The 14,614-nt window shown below is 36.9% G+C and carries 21 protein-coding genes; 9 read left to right on the forward strand and 12 right to left on the reverse strand.

Annotation, left to right across the window (positions count from 1 at the left end):
- Positions 1–43 precede the first annotated feature (43 nt).
- From ntdP to FHY45_RS17415, 3 genes are all read right to left on the reverse strand, one after another.
- A complete protein-coding gene (ntdP, locus tag FHY45_RS17405) occupies positions 44–574 on the reverse strand; it encodes a nucleoside tri-diphosphate phosphatase (RefSeq protein ID WP_066107906.1) in 531 nt (176 codons plus the stop codon).
- Positions 575–929: 355 nt separating this feature from the next.
- On the reverse strand, positions 930–1,184 hold the full coding sequence (locus FHY45_RS17410) for a YgaB family protein (protein WP_066107909.1): 255 nt from the start codon (positions 1,182–1,184) through the stop codon (positions 930–932).
- Positions 1,185–1,335: 151 nt separating this feature from the next.
- Complete coding sequence (locus FHY45_RS17415; RefSeq protein ID WP_225983705.1) at positions 1,336–1,530, reverse strand: gamma-type small acid-soluble spore protein; 195 nt, start codon at positions 1,528–1,530, stop codon at positions 1,336–1,338.
- A 138-nt stretch (positions 1,531–1,668) separates the two neighbouring features.
- On the opposite strand from FHY45_RS17415, the gene FHY45_RS17420 reads away from it, so the two are divergent.
- Entirely contained in the window at positions 1,669–1,893 is a 225-nt protein-coding gene (locus tag FHY45_RS17420) for a hypothetical protein (RefSeq protein ID WP_066107915.1), read from the forward strand.
- A gap of 73 nt (positions 1,894–1,966) precedes the next feature.
- Here the strand turns inward: FHY45_RS17420 and mutY are convergent, their stop codons facing one another.
- The gene (gene mutY / locus FHY45_RS17425) at positions 1,967–3,046 is read right to left on the reverse strand and encodes an A/G-specific adenine glycosylase (RefSeq protein WP_139892662.1); all 1,080 of its coding nucleotides are present in this window, start codon (positions 3,044–3,046) and stop codon (positions 1,967–1,969) included.
- Between the two features lie 185 nt (positions 3,047–3,231).
- Here mutY and FHY45_RS17430 point away from each other — a divergent pair, with 185 nt between their 5' ends.
- Together FHY45_RS17430 and FHY45_RS17435 are read left to right on the forward strand one after the other, a co-directional pair.
- A complete protein-coding gene (locus tag FHY45_RS17430; protein ID WP_139892663.1) occupies positions 3,232–4,212 on the forward strand; it encodes a metal-dependent hydrolase in 981 nt (326 codons plus the stop codon).
- 84 nt (positions 4,213–4,296) lie between these two features.
- Positions 4,297–4,458, forward strand: a complete 162-nt coding sequence (locus FHY45_RS17435; protein WP_306821562.1) for a small, acid-soluble spore protein K — start codon at positions 4,297–4,299, stop codon at positions 4,456–4,458.
- 42 nt (positions 4,459–4,500) lie between these two features.
- Here the strand turns inward: FHY45_RS17435 and FHY45_RS17440 are convergent, their stop codons facing one another.
- Both FHY45_RS17440 and recX read right to left on the reverse strand, forming a co-directional pair.
- Positions 4,501–4,818: a YfhH family protein gene (locus tag FHY45_RS17440; RefSeq protein WP_066107926.1), complete on the reverse strand. Its 318-nt coding sequence runs from the start codon at positions 4,816–4,818 to the stop codon at positions 4,501–4,503.
- A 13-nt stretch (positions 4,819–4,831) separates the two neighbouring features.
- On the reverse strand, positions 4,832–5,665 hold the full coding sequence (gene recX / locus FHY45_RS17445) for a recombination regulator RecX (protein WP_139892665.1): 834 nt from the start codon (positions 5,663–5,665) through the stop codon (positions 4,832–4,834).
- Between the two features lie 131 nt (positions 5,666–5,796).
- On the opposite strand from recX, the gene FHY45_RS17450 reads away from it, so the two are divergent.
- Together FHY45_RS17450 and FHY45_RS17455 are read left to right on the forward strand one after the other, a co-directional pair.
- Entirely contained in the window at positions 5,797–5,925 is a 129-nt protein-coding gene (locus FHY45_RS17450) for a YfhE family protein (RefSeq protein WP_139892666.1), read from the forward strand.
- Positions 5,926–6,011: 86 nt separating this feature from the next.
- Positions 6,012–6,194 (forward strand): YfhD family protein, encoded by a 183-nt coding sequence (locus tag FHY45_RS17455; RefSeq protein WP_139892667.1) that lies wholly within the window; start codon positions 6,012–6,014, stop codon positions 6,192–6,194.
- A gap of 80 nt (positions 6,195–6,274) precedes the next feature.
- On the opposite strand, the gene FHY45_RS17460 is transcribed toward FHY45_RS17455, so the two are convergent.
- Complete coding sequence (locus FHY45_RS17460; RefSeq protein ID WP_139892668.1) at positions 6,275–6,781, reverse strand: hypothetical protein; 507 nt, start codon at positions 6,779–6,781, stop codon at positions 6,275–6,277.
- A gap of 228 nt (positions 6,782–7,009) precedes the next feature.
- Here FHY45_RS17460 and FHY45_RS17465 point away from each other — a divergent pair, with 228 nt between their 5' ends.
- Positions 7,010–8,563 (forward strand): ABC-F family ATP-binding cassette domain-containing protein, encoded by a 1,554-nt coding sequence (locus tag FHY45_RS17465; RefSeq protein ID WP_139892669.1) that lies wholly within the window; start codon positions 7,010–7,012, stop codon positions 8,561–8,563.
- A 174-nt stretch (positions 8,564–8,737) separates the two neighbouring features.
- On the opposite strand, the gene FHY45_RS17470 is transcribed toward FHY45_RS17465, so the two are convergent.
- The 4 genes from FHY45_RS17470 to FHY45_RS17485 all read right to left on the reverse strand — a co-directional run bounded on the left by FHY45_RS17470 (position 8,738) and on the right by FHY45_RS17485 (position 12,191).
- Complete coding sequence (locus FHY45_RS17470) at positions 8,738–9,217, reverse strand: metallophosphoesterase family protein (RefSeq protein WP_139892670.1); 480 nt, start codon at positions 9,215–9,217, stop codon at positions 8,738–8,740.
- Positions 9,218–9,415: 198 nt separating this feature from the next.
- Positions 9,416–10,555 (reverse strand): zinc-dependent alcohol dehydrogenase, encoded by a 1,140-nt coding sequence (locus tag FHY45_RS17475; RefSeq protein WP_066107947.1) that lies wholly within the window; start codon positions 10,553–10,555, stop codon positions 9,416–9,418.
- Between the two features lie 106 nt (positions 10,556–10,661).
- Entirely contained in the window at positions 10,662–11,060 is a 399-nt protein-coding gene (locus FHY45_RS17480) for a ferritin-like domain-containing protein (RefSeq protein ID WP_066108539.1), read from the reverse strand.
- 561 nt (positions 11,061–11,621) lie between these two features.
- A complete protein-coding gene (locus FHY45_RS17485) occupies positions 11,622–12,191 on the reverse strand; it encodes a general stress protein (protein ID WP_225983649.1) in 570 nt (189 codons plus the stop codon).
- Between the two features lie 153 nt (positions 12,192–12,344).
- Here FHY45_RS17485 and FHY45_RS17490 point away from each other — a divergent pair, with 153 nt between their 5' ends.
- Together FHY45_RS17490 and FHY45_RS17495 are read left to right on the forward strand one after the other, a co-directional pair.
- On the forward strand, positions 12,345–12,662 hold the full coding sequence (locus FHY45_RS17490) for a DUF948 domain-containing protein (RefSeq protein ID WP_066107955.1): 318 nt from the start codon (positions 12,345–12,347) through the stop codon (positions 12,660–12,662).
- Positions 12,663–12,869: 207 nt separating this feature from the next.
- Positions 12,870–13,232, forward strand: a complete 363-nt coding sequence (locus tag FHY45_RS17495) for a VOC family protein (RefSeq protein WP_139892671.1) — start codon at positions 12,870–12,872, stop codon at positions 13,230–13,232.
- A 105-nt stretch (positions 13,233–13,337) separates the two neighbouring features.
- Here FHY45_RS17495 and FHY45_RS17500 read toward each other — a convergent pair whose 3' ends face one another.
- The gene (locus FHY45_RS17500; protein WP_180350013.1) at positions 13,338–13,967 is read right to left on the reverse strand and encodes an HAD family hydrolase; all 630 of its coding nucleotides are present in this window, start codon (positions 13,965–13,967) and stop codon (positions 13,338–13,340) included.
- A 303-nt stretch (positions 13,968–14,270) separates the two neighbouring features.
- Between FHY45_RS17500 and FHY45_RS17505 the strand changes: the two genes are divergently transcribed.
- Positions 14,271–14,414, forward strand: coding sequence for a BA3454 family stress response protein (locus FHY45_RS17505; RefSeq protein WP_066107964.1), 144 nt, complete (start codon positions 14,271–14,273; stop codon positions 14,412–14,414).
- Positions 14,415–14,614 lie beyond the last annotated feature (200 nt).

Here is a 14,614-nt window from a genome sequence, read left to right on the forward strand (position 1 = left end):
CATCAAGCATAAAAACCTGTCCATAAAAGAGACAGGCTTCTTTTCAACTTTTAATTGTTAAATATCGGTTATACCAATTATGAACGAACTCCTGAGAAAACGGCCCTTTTTTCGCTCGAATCATACTAATCAGCTTTTCCACATTTCTCCTGAGAATATGGTCAATGACATTCGGATAACCCATTTGAAGTTTATGCTCTTCGTACTCATCTTCATCTAACAGGTTATATGTCATATCGGGATATACCTTTATATCAAGATCATAATCGATATATTTAACCGCTTCCCCATCAAATACAAATGGAGAACTTAAATTACAGTAGTAGTAAATACCGTCATCACGAAGCATGCCGATGATATTAAACCAATACTGTGAGTGAAAGTAGGTAATAGCTGGCTCTCTTGTGAGCCATGTCCTACCATCAGATTCGGTTACAAGAGTCCGATCATTGCAACCAATTACAATAAATTGGGTACCCTTTAATATGGTCGTCTCTTGCCAAACCCGGTGTATATGTCCATTATGTTTGTAACTGTGTATTTGGATTTCTTCTCCTTCTCTCGGTACTCGCACGTTGTATTACCTACTTTCTCTCCCTATAGGGCAGGGCACTTATATACCGTCTCTGTGTTCAAATTGACAATATATTAACCGTTAAATTAAGATGCTTTTTTCCGTATTCTTCTATTATTATAACGATTCACATACAATTTTAAAACAAAGAGCCACCATGAAAAGCGGATAAGCTATAAATTGTTAAACAAATCGCCATTAACCAGCTCTTTTTTAGAGTGAAATATTAATCCTATAACCAAAATTAATCGTTTACAAACATGAGTCATAATGAATGAAGGAAACAGAAGCGGAGAATAAAAATAAAAGAACACCTATAGAGATGCCCTAAATAATGAAGAATTGTATTTATATTTTATAGTTTCGGGGCAGATTTTGACTGATAGCTTTCAATCACTTTTTCTGTTAATTGCATAAATATCGTTTGGATTGTATCTAATTCTCTTTTCATCTCACTTATATCGTCCTGGACACATAGTAAATCTTCATCATTCTTTCGATTCCTCAGTTCCTCCTCTAGCTCCATATAACGGTCAAGTTCTGTTTGCATATGTAAAAGCTTATCCATAATGACCATTTGTTCATTAACTAACTCTTCAAAACTCTTCATGCTCTACACCACCCAAAATCAGTATAATAATACATTTCTCTAATAAGCAGAAAATACCTTTGACTTTTTCTGTAGCCTTCTAAGAGGTTTTGTCGAGCCGTTAAAAAGCACTCGCCCGCTACGGGCAAGTGCTTTAATTAAAGGTTTTACATTATTGTTGTCCGGAGTTACCGGAGTTTTTAGCTTTGTTTTTCTCTGCTTTCGCGTTTGCTTGTTTCACAGATTGCACATCAGTTTCACTTGCAAATTCAGAACCAAATTGACCTTGGCTTTGACCTGCAGATTGTGCGTTTTGTTGTCTCACTTGATTTGCATTTGTTTTTGAACTGTTGTTAGCCATTAATATCACCTCCACACCTATTAATGTATCCAACAGAGGTTTTCATATACAAAAAGAGTGTTTCTATTTTTTTCCTTGTTTTTGCTTCACTATATAAGTGCATCCTATATAGAAATTTAAAACAGGAAAAGAGGAGGCTTTATTATGTTTGTAGGAAGAGATATGTCAGAGTTATCCATGATTCCTAAAAGTGAATGGAAGGAAGATGAACTGGAATTTTACCATCATTCATTTCAGCAGATTATGCCCTATTTAAATATAGAGGGACATACCATTCAAAGAGAAATTATTGAGGAAATTGAAAGAAGAGGCGGCCTGAAGAGACAGGAAGCAACCTGGACAAAAGGAACGCGTGTTTCCTACGATTAATTAAAATAGAACCGGCATCAGCTATACCTGAAGATTGTTATCTTTTCGCAGGTAGCTGATGCCGGGTTATTTTTTAACCATTAAATACATATGTTTCATAAATTTTTTGATGAGATACAGGTAAAGCATACTGTTGAAAATCATGATCTTTCACATATGCTAATTTATGTGTATTGCTTTTAAAGTTCTCCAAATTATTCACAGTGGCTGTATAGATATCAATTTCCCATGTCAAATGTGAAAATACATGATTGATATGACCGATTGGAGTTAATTGATTTAATTCAACTTGATTCTGTTCCGCAATCATTTCTTTAAGTTCTTTCACATCTCCTGTTGTTTCATAGCTTGGGAATTCCCACAACCCTGCGAGAAGACCTGTCTCCGGCCGCTTCCTAATCAGGATTCTTCCACTTTCATCGTTTATCACAATTGCCGATAAATGAACAATTTTGGTCTTTTTAGCTTTCGTTTTTACCGGAAGCTCCTGTTGGATTCCTTTATCAAATGCCCAGCAGTGCTCTCTTACCGGACATAATAAGCATGCAGGTTTACCGGGAACACATATAAGAGCGCCAAGTTCCATCAATGCCTGATTAAATTCTGACGTATGTTCGGGATCAATTAATTCACGTACAGCTGACTCAAATAGTTTGCGGGTGGCAGGCTTTGCTATGTCATCATATATTTCTAATATCCTGGAAATGACTCTCATGACATTTCCATCAACTGCAGGCTCCGGAACACCATAAGCAATGCTTAATATTGCACCGGCAGTGTATGGACCGACACCTTTTAATTTTTTAATTTCTTCAGGAGTGTTTGGCACAATTCCGCCGTAGTTTTCCTTTACCTCTTTAACTGCACTATGCAAATTACGAACCCGAGAATAGTAGCCTAGACCTTCCCATGCTTTTAAATATTTTTCCTCATCAGCATCAGCAAAATCATCAAGCGTCGGAAACCATTCCATAAAACGTTCGTAATAAGGAATAACAGTATCAACACGAGTTTGCTGAAGCATAATTTCAGAAACCCAGACACGATAGGGATCTTTATTTAATCGCCATGGGAGCTGTCTTTGTTCCTGAATAAACCAATCTATAAGATCTTTTCTGAATTGTTCTATATTGCAACTTACAAGTGTCTTCACGTTTCCTCCTGTTTATGTTAAAAATTAATGGAATAGGGAATAAATTAAGTAATCATACTGAGTAGGTTTACCCATGATTTTTTGATTCCCTTCATTTTAAAACAACATGACTGGTATGAAAAGTAATTAATATTGGATAAAAATAGTGGTTTCCTTTATAAGTCAGTAGAAAAGGAGGATGTATTATGGATACCGGTACTCATCTTGTAATGGGTATAGCACTTGGCGGGTTAGCCACCTTGGATCCTGAGGTCGCCTCCCACACAGGAACAGCAACGGCCGTTATGATCGGTACAATCCTTGGTTCCCAGGCACCTGATATAGATACAGTTCTAAAAATGAAAAATAATGCAGTATATATACGCAATCATCGCGGAAGGACACATTCCATACCATTTGTAATTCTCTGGCCTATATTAATTACGGCTCTTATTGCCCTTATTATTCCTGAAGCGAATACCTTACATTTATGGTTGTGGACCTTTTTCGCTGTATTTTTGCATGTATTTGTAGATATATTTAATGCCTATGGTACACAGGCTCTAAGCCCCCTGTCCTCAAGATGGGTCGCGCTCGGGATTATTAATACATTTGATCCCTTTATCTTTGGAATTCATATTGTAGGTCTTATTTTATGGACATTCGGCTTTAATCCAGGAACTATATTCTTAATAATGTATGTAATTATTATCGGTTATTATATCGCTCGGATTACAGAATCTAGAAGCTTAAAAGCTCGAATTCGTTTACAAATCCCTGACGCTCGGCGAATTACGCTTTCCCCAACCATGCGTTATCACCGCTGGAAGGTAGCTGTTACAACGCCTGATAAATATTATGTTGGGGTAGCTGAAAATCGTGAAATACAATTTTACGATACATTTGATCGTATTCCTTTACCGGAAAGTCCAATTCTGGATGCTGCTCTAAAGGATGTGAATCTCTCTGCCTTTGTATCTTTTTCTCCGGTATACCGATGGGAAATGGACTATCAGGAGGGAATGCACATTGTCCGATTCATTGATTTACGTTATCGGAGCAGAGGACGATATCCCTTTGTGGCTGTCGTTCATTTAGATGATGATTTAACTATTATCAACTCATTTACTGGCTGGGTTTTTACAGAAGAAAAGCTTCAAAAGAAACTAAATATGATTACTGGATAATCAGGAAAGCTTTCTCATGAATGGGTGGGAGCCATTTTAGAATACTAATAAGGCATCCATCATCCCAGAATGAAAGGTGAGAGAATCTTGAGAAATAAAGCAAAAGGCTTTCCTTATGAGCATGATAATAAATTTAATGGGGAACCCCGAGCCAAACCAGAGTATGCTTCAAAACGAGCAGATGGCACTACAAATACTCGTCCACAGGAGCGAATGCATGCCTCTGGAGAACGGGATTCTAAATAAATTCAAAAAGAGCTTTCTACAGAAAGCTCTTTTTTTCTCGTTTTATTTTAATTTCATTAGCAAGGAAATAGGCAGCCCTTCTTCTTCATTTTGTTGAAGACGATACCCCCAGGCAAACACACCTTTTAAATACTCCACCTTAAAATATTCTCCAGGCGCTCCATCTATACCATACATTTCACCGACTATAATATCAGCCGGGTCTAATGTATAAGCCTTTGCCATAACGGCTCTCCTTTTATGTACGGCAAACTCATTAACCATCCCAAGCTGCTCAGCCTTTCTTGCTTTTTCATTTAAATCTGCGATTGTTTGTCTAAGCTCATGCTCTGACATCTCACTGAATTTTTTCTCCTGCATTTCTTTACCCCTCTCAGTACAATTCAAAATCTCCGTTATCAATTCGCTCTTTGCCCAGTTCTACAAAACGAGAAATTAAGTCCATATCAAAACCTTTTCTAAATAGAGCTGTTTTCATTTTTTGACTATACGAATAGTCATCCAGTTGAGCATACTTTCTGTGAAATTTAGTCGCTGTTTTTACAAGACTTTCCCATTCAGCATTCTTATCATCAACCGCTAACTCTTCAGTCACCAATTTGGCCAGGCTCATTGAAAAACCCTTCCGTACAAGAAATTGGATTGTTTTCTGTTTTGCTTCTTTCATGGAACCCTTACTTTTTTTTAATGTCTTACTGGCCCATTCTTCAGCATTTTCTCTTTGCAAATCATTCGTATACTGACTTAATGCAGTCTGCTGATCCTTTTCTGAGATTCCCTTATTGAGCAGCTCTGTCCGGATGACATCAGGTCCTTTTTTACTGACATTCATTTGGGTTCGTACAAATGCATTCGCATATTCCTCATCGTCAACATATCTATACTCACGCAGTTTATGAATTACTTCATCAATAACCGCCTGTTCCCATTCCTTTTCACTCAAATAGGAAATAACCTCATGCTCTGAACGAATACGATAAGATAGATAATTGACAGCAGACTGAAATGCTTTTTGGATATGGTCACGGTACTGAATTTCCATAATGGATAATTCATCGACTTCCATCCCCTTCGATAGCCGCATGCGGACAAGTAAGTCATCATCCACACTAAATGCGTATCTTTCAGGCTGTCCTTCTTCTGTTATGTATATATTAAAACGATTTTTATTCTTTTTTTGTTGTTCAATTTTTGAGATAAGTGGCATCGTTAGCTCGCCTCCTCTTTTAATGTAGCATATATCCTTATCTTAGTCCTTTCTTTGATTTTAGAAAATGAATTAAAACATTTAATTATGGAAATTATAGGAATGACACTACTTTGAAAAGGAGAATGTTCATGGATAAGAAAAAGCGAGATCAAATGAAAAATCGCCTGACCTCTACTCAAGAAGTTCGTTACAAAAGGGAATTTAAAGCAGCAGATCGAGCGGCTGGGTTTACAGGATCTAAAGGAATTCGTCCATAAACTAACCTTTTATTTACCAGAATAATGGCTTGGATTTTGTTGCAATCTAATCAGGAAGATATTCTTCATTTGGGAGGTAATCAAAAATGGGCAGATATAACCATAACTTACTTCACGGCAGAAACAGGATGGCAAGTGGAAACACGCCGCCTTCCATAAAATCTGACGGATTAGATGTAGAATTTTCTGAGGCATTAGCTGATCATGATGATCTCGTTGCACAAGCCAGATCAAAAGCAGCTGATGCACGCGCTAAATCCAGGAAATAAACTGATTCGCTTGGGAATTTTCACTCCCAAGCGAATCAAAAAAACAACCGATTAAACAATCGACTGGGTGCCTGCGTTTATTAACCATTTACTTCAGCAGCTAAATTAGGCGCGATAAGATCCTCTGCTTTAAAAATATCGTTAACTTTTTCACTTCCAGCATTAAAGTGCTCATTTGCTTTATCCATATTGGGTTCAGCTGTACCGGACAATTGAATTCCTTTTTCTCTATATGAATCAGAAATAGTCTTTATAGCCTTTTCAAAATCCTTGCTATATTTTTCTAAACTATCAGGAACTTTCACATCTTCCAAAGCATCCACAACAGAATTTGCTGAAGCAGCAGCTTTTTGTTTATCTTCCTCTGTTAAGACAGAAGGATTCTCTGCTCCCTCATAGGTATTTAAATCACGATCACTTCCATTAATCACATTCACTATGGAAAGATAGAAATCTAATAAGTCACTTTTTACATCCGCTGATTCTTTAGTGCCCACTTCCTCTTTTGTCTCTTCTTTTGATGAACAACCCATGACGATAACAAGCATCAAGGCCATAATACTGCATAACCACAATCCCTTTTTCATACTCTCTTACCCTCTTTTCGCTATTTTCGAATTATTCTAATTGTTGCATTAAACATCATACAACTTATGTGAGCATTCGTAAATACTGCCCCTTCTAAGTATGAACCCATTAATTTTACAATTACTGTTAATCAATTGATTATCTATGCTTTTATCGTGAAATATTGTACTATTAAATGCGTATAGACCCATTAATTACAAACAATTAAGAGGCAGGAGTATAGATAAATGATATTATCCGTTAAAGATTTAAGCCATGGCTTTGGTGACCGAGCCATTTTTAACAAAGTTTCCTTCCGCTTATTAAAAGGCGAACATATTGGCCTTGTCGGAGCAAATGGGGAAGGAAAGTCTACATTTATGAATATTGTAACCGGACAGCTGGAGCCTGATGAGGGGAAAGTTGAATGGTCTAAGAAAGTTCGTACTGGTTACCTTGACCAGCATGCTGTTCTTGAAAAAGGTATGACCATACGCGATGTACTGAAAACAGCATTTCAGTATCTTTTTGATATGGAAAATGAAATGAACGAAATTTTTGCTAAGATGGGGGAAGCTTCTCCTGAGGAATTAGAAGTCTTACTTGAGGAATCAGGTGTACTGCAGGACGTCCTCACTAACAACGACTTTTATGTCATTGATGCAAAGGTTGAGGAAATAGCAAGAGGATTGGGCCTCGATGAAATTGGGCTTGAGCGCGATGTTCAGGACTTAAGCGGTGGCCAGCGTACAAAAGTCCTTCTCGCAAAATTATTACTTGAAAAACCCGATATATTACTTTTAGATGAGCCGACCAACTATCTTGACGAGCAGCATATCGAGTGGCTCAAACGTTATCTTCAAAATTATGAAAATGCCTTTATTTTAATTTCACATGATATTCCATTCTTAAACAGTGTTATCAATCTTGTTTATCATATGGAGAACCAGGAATTGACCCGTTATGTTGGAAATTATGATGATTTTATGAAAGTGTATGAGGTGAAAAAGCAACAGCTTGAAGCCGCCTATAAAAGACAGCAACAAGAGATTGCCGGCCTCAAGGATTTCGTTGCACGTAATAAAGCTCGTGTATCTACTCGAAACATGGCCATGTCCCGTCAGAAAAAGCTTGAAAAAATGGATATCATTGAACTGGCGAAAGAAAAACCGAAACCAGAATTCCATTTCCGCGAAGCACGTACATCCGGTAAACTTATATTCGAAACAAAGGATCTTGTCATTGGGTATAATGAGCCTCTATCCAGACCATTAAATTTACGTATGGAGCGTGGACAAAAAATTGCTTTCGTCGGTGCCAATGGGATTGGAAAAACTACCTTGCTCAGAAGTATTCTCGGTGAAATTAAACCAATCTCTGGCCAGGTTGAGCTTGGCGAACATTTGTATATGGGATATTTTGAACAAGAAGTAAAACAAACATCCAATAATACCTGTATCGAAGAAATTTGGCAGGAGTTCCCTTCCTATAATCAGGCAGAAATTCGTGCTGCTCTGGCGAAGTGCGGCCTTACTACCAAGCATATTGAAAGTAAAGTTGAAGTACTTAGCGGTGGAGAAAAAGCGAAGGTTCGTTTATGTAAACTAATCAATCGTGAAAACAATTTACTTGTTCTCGATGAACCAACCAACCACCTTGATGTGGATGCTAAAGAAGAATTAAAACGCGCATTAAAGGCCTTTAAGGGAAGTATTCTACTGATCAGCCATGAACCTGACTTCTATCAGGACATAGCTACAGATGTTTGGAACTGTGAATCTTGGACAACTAAAGTATTTTAATGTAACGACGCTATACCTTAAACACCCGTTAGCTTTGGATATTTACATCCTGGTTAACGGGTTTTTTATTTACTTTATACTCTTTACCCCCTGCCTTAGCCTTGGCATAGGCAAGGAATTAGTTATCATAGGTAGCATCTTCGTTAGAGATAACCACCTTGTCTCCCGCTATATCTAGGCAGTAGGCTTTGAATTGCAACCTAAAGAGCCTGGATTTAGAAAGACAGTACGTTCACTTCTGAAGAAATGAAGTGGATGATGATGACCAAAACAGATTAACTTTTCTTCCCATCCTTTAAATAAAGTCCTTATATTCTTAAGACTTGGTTCAACAATTCTGCTAAAAGGGTCTTGGCTTATATGGTCATTTAGCTTCGTTGGCTCAATCTGATAATGAATAAACAAAATTGAATTCCCTTCGACAGTTAAATTGATTGCCCTAGGCAACCCTTCCAACTTCCGGATGAATTGCTTATCCATCCTCTCTGCTATCCATTGATGATGCTCTTTTACATGGGAGTGGCTTTGTGGATGTTCCTCTCCTTTTAGAAGTGCTAAAACCGCTTCATCATGGTTTCCCGTAATCATGGATACATCATTTCTTGTAAATAGAATATCCAAAACGTCATTGGTATTCGGTCCGATTCCAATCATATCTCCCAGACAATAGATATGTTCAATATCCCTCCTTCAATCAAGCTTAGATAGTACCGCTTTTAAGGCAGGCTCATTCCCGTGAATATCAGCAATCACTCCAATTTTCATGTCAGTCTCCCTTTTTATGTAAAATTATACCTTAAAATAAAACAAAGCATTCTATTACTGCTGGAGGAATGCTTTGTTTTATCTTAGTTATGGTTTTAATATAACCTTCGTACAATTATCTTCATGTTCATTAAATAACGAATACCCTTTCGCTGCGTCCAGAAGTGGTAACTTATGAGTTACAATTTCAGTAGGGTCGAGCTTTCCTTCTTCAATCATTTTATATAATCGAGGCATATAATGAACAACAGGAGCTTGTCCCATCTTCATCGTAATATTGCGTGAAAAAAATTTCTCTAGCGGGAACATATTATAAACAGATCCGTAAACACCGGTAAGCTGCAAAGTACCAAATTTCCTTATCGCCTTCGTGGCAATTTGAATAGCACTTAACGTTCCTCCCTGCAATTTTAGTTTTTGCTCAATTTTTTCAATAGCTGATTTCTTACCATCCATTCCAACACAATCGATGACCACATCAGCTCCACCCTGTGTAATTTCTTTTATATAGCTCCCTGTATCATCATAATTATTAAGATTAATCGTCTCTACTTTATTCATTTTCTCAGCTTGTTTTAATCGATAATCCAAGTGATCAACAGCTATAACCCTTTTAGCACCAGCCATATAAGCAAATTTTTGTGTCATTAAACCAATTGGGCCACAGCCAAGTACGACCACAGTATCATCCGGTTTTACCCCCGCATGCTCCACACTCCAAAGAGCTGTAGGCAAAACATCAGACATAAATAATAATGACTCATCCTCTAATTCACAGGATTCCGGTATGACAAACGGCATATAGTTCGCAAATGGAACCTTTAAATATTCTGCTTGTCCGCCGGGATGATTCCCATATCGCTCTGTATATCCAAAATATCCGCCTGTATCCTGATGTGGATTGGATTCGGTATGATCACATTGACTTTCCATCTCATGCTGACAGTAATAGCATTGCCCGCAGGATACGTTGAAAGGGATAACTACCCGGTCGCCTTTTTTGACTTTTGTCACCTCAGGACCGACTTCTTCTACGATTCCCATTGGTTCATGTCCAATTATATATCCTTCTCTAATCGGCATATTCCCTTGATAGATATGAAGATCAGAACCACATATGGCCGTAGAAGTAATTCTGACGATTATATCATCATTCTTTTCAAGCTTCGGATCTTCAACCTCTTTAACCTCAATTTTTTTGGCCCCTTGGTATGTGACTGCTTTCATATTTCATCCTCCCATTCAGTTTAGTACAGTTACCTTATTCCCGAATAGGAGGACTCTTATGCAGGACATTTTTAAATTATGTGTTCTAATTCCAATTTAGCCCTTTTCATTTATTCTTCATATAATAATAAAGAAACCATACTGCATGCTGTTGTTCATCCTTAGCTGCACGATTAAACAACTTCTTTGCCGCTAAATTAATGGTTCCGTCTGCAACTGAAAGATAAAAATCCACGGTACGCTGCTCATCTTTTAAAGCCGCTTCAAGCCCCCGTAAATAATCATCCTCACAAGGTTCTGTCTGTTTTGGCTTTGGATCTCTCCCTGTTATGCCTGTATATAGTAGTACCAGTTGTTTAAAATGTTTAATCTCATCCTCTCTGATTTCCAATATTCGCTGCCGTTCATCTTCTGTTGGTGCTAGTCGGGCTAATTTTTCATAACACTGTATAGCACTGTACTCTCCATTAATAGCCCTTTGGGTTTGTTTCACTAAATCATTCATCGATTGTTGTCTCAATTATGTAACCTCCCCATTTTTCCTTATGACCTATCCTATGCGTGTTTCCTTTGAACAATTTCTACCTAAGTAAGATAACCTACAGGTTTTTTATCATTTTTATTTGGGTATATGAGAAATAGCGATTAAACAAGTATCGTGGTTATCTTCGGACGTCGTTCTGTAAAAAACATATTTGACAAACGAAATTATAAAGTATATACTTAGAAGATATAATTTTAAAGTAGTGACTTACACATAGATATGTAAATAAATATGGCATTCTGCAATTTATGTTTTTCGGAACACTTATTCACACTGGAACGGCTTCGGAGCCGTAAGGATATAAGAGAGGTAGGGCTTATATCGTCTAAGTAAAAACGTCCAAGTGGAATAGATAACCGCGGCAATTTACATCACACACATAAACGAATACTAATAAATGAGAAGTTGTTACTTACATTTCAAAATTATTTTAAAACGAATCAGGCAGATGCTTGGTTCGTTTTTCAATGCATAAAAAGAAAGAAGCCATCAAGGAATCGATGACTTCCACTTATAGATATATTATTTATAACTATCTTTTCCTCTTAAATTGGGATCTCCACCCGTGGCTGGATTTATTGTTACTTTCACTTCGCGCTGTGCTCCCACTAATGGATCATCAGATCTTTCATACGTATCGCGAGCTGCATATTTCTTTTGTGATTCGGAGTCGACTAATATAAGAATCTTCCCCTTTTCTACATCAGTAGCATATTTATCAGCTGTATCTTTAGGAATACCCAATCCAACCAGCGCACCGGTCAATCCACCAGCTCCAGCGCCTGCTGCAATTCCTCCCAATGTTGTAGCAATCGGCCCTGCTGCAACAATTGGCCCAATACCAGGGATTATCAGTGCACCGACACCTGCCAATAATCCTGTTAATCCTCCTAAGATTCCACCTGTAGTTGCCCCAGCTGCAAGACCACTGTCAACATTTGTATTAGTCTTAGATGTGATTTTATCTGCCTTTTCTTTGTCCTTCACTACTACGGAAATATCTTCTTTTTGATACCCTTGCTTCTGTAATCTTTCCACTTCCCGTACAGCATCCTGACCATTATCATAAACACCAATTACTTTTTTATCCATTCCCATCATCCCCTCTCTAAAAGTTAATATATGGGTTCAATACCCGCTTAAGCACTTATTAATCCTTTTTCTTTCTAAGTCATTAGTTACTAAACGCTCAATAATGGGTAAGATATAGTTATGATAAGGGAATATTTCAAAGGAGGACTGTGCATGATCATCGTTTGGATTAGTTTAGCTATTATCGTTGGATCAATTGTATATCTCGGTATATATGCTTTTCGAACGTTCAAAGAATCAACACCTACAATTAATGAGATACAAGCAACTGTTACGCGAATACAACAACAAACGGATAGCATTAAACATGAAACAGATCGTTTAACAGGAAAGCAACAAGCAATCATGAGTGATGTTGAATATAAAAAAAGCGCCATTAATTATCCCATCAATCAGGCAAAAGGAATTCTCCCTTCTGCAAAAAGATTATGGAAAAGTACACCTGTGGCAAAACTAATCTCAAATAAATAAAAAAGCTCATATTAGATTGACCATGAAACGCATTTGAATTCCATCCGAATTTCAATGCGTTTTTTATTATTTTTAGATTAGGAAGGCAAGACCTATAAAACATGAAGTAAAGCTTATCAGAAACGATAATGACTCCGAATTTCCAAGCTCGTAATTGAAGATATAAAATGAAAGGTGAAAAGTTTATTGCAAAAGGGGGACGATTTTATGATTTTGGGATTACACCATGCTCAGATTACCATTCCAAAAGGATATGAAACAGAAGGGAAACATTTTTATTGTAGGATTCTCGGTCTGGTTGAAAAAGAAAAGCCTGCTTCACTAAGGGGACGTGGGGGATTTTGGGTATCGGTTGGAGATCAGGATGTACATGTAGGTACGGAAGATGGAATTGACCGATTAAAAACAAAGGCTCATTTAGCCTATCAAGTCGAGGATTTATCATATTGGGAACAGGTGTTACATGAACAAAACATTCAACTAATAAAGGGTATACCCATACCAGGCTTTGAACGATTTGAATTTAGAGATCCGTTTGGGAACAGGATAGAACTGATTCAAGAATTATGATGAGTTTTAATATACGAAAAGCTTAAAGTCAAGTCACTTAAGCTTTTCGTATCGAATGTATACTGCAAATTGTATTGTAATAAACTGCCCTTTATTTATATATGTTTAGTTGAATATCTCTAATAAATCTTTCAAACAATAAATATGGTAATCCGCATCCTCCAGTTCACCATCCTCAGCATATCCAAAGTGACAAGCTATAGCTGGTACATGATGCGCTTTTGCCGCCTCAATGTCAGACGAACGATCTCCTATCATAAAAGCATCAGATTTATTTAAATGTTGAAAGTGCGCTAACAAAATATCCTTTTTCTTACGGCCGCCGACCCTTTCAATACACAAAGGCTCATAAAATAAATCTTTAATTTGCTGTGAATTTAGTATTTCATTTAAATATGCAGTTGAACAATTACTTGCTGTTGATAAAATATGCCCTCTTCTTTTTAGTTCAGTTAACACTTCTCTGGCATAGGGAAGCAGTACATTTTCAGTTTTTAAGCTTTCTAGTAATTCTTTCTCTGAACGCTCAGAAATCATTCTTACTTCCTGTTCGGTGGCATCAGGTGTTAAAAGCTCCCAAAACTCTTTATGAGGTAAACCAAACGCAGATTGAATCTTTTTAGGATTAGGGACCTTTAGGTGTGGATAATTCTTGATTTCCGCTTGAATAATAGGTATACTTAATCTCGTTGTCTCAACTAATGTACCATCGAGATCAAATAACAATACAGACAAAAAAATCCCTCCAATTTTTTTATTTTTATTTTTATTTATAAACAAAAAACATATGGAATTATTGCCAATTTTATTATATAATTCCTTTAACCTCTCAATTTATTCCAATTGCCAATTGCTAAGTTTATATTTTTCAAAAAACGGGAATAGTACATTCATCCTCTCAACAACATACCGTCCATTAGAAAAACATCACTTCACTTTTACTCTAAAACCTTGGAAAACCAATTTTAGATGAACAAAAATGATGCATTTAATGCGTCTATTAACTATTGATTAAACGAACAAAAGGAGTAGATTTATATGGTAAATGTTACAGTATTAATAGATTTCATGGGGAAAAACTATCAAACAAATGTCCTTGCACCAAGAGACACTGATGAATCAGAAATCAGACAGTTAGCCTATGAACAAGTCCGTAAGCAATGGACACCGGAAACTAAATAATTGACTCAATTATCCGAGCTACCGATTCCCGATTGGTAGCTTATTTTTTTGTTCTTTTTATATTTACCCATTTATTCTTTATCGGAATCAGCATTCACTTAAACACTCCAAGGCCAAAACCTACCTTTTAACCCTCTCTTTCCCATCACTATATCAAAAAAATATAATATTCTATATAACTTCTATTTCATATCAAAAAT

This window comes from Bacillus sp. D386 (genome assembly GCF_006346415.1).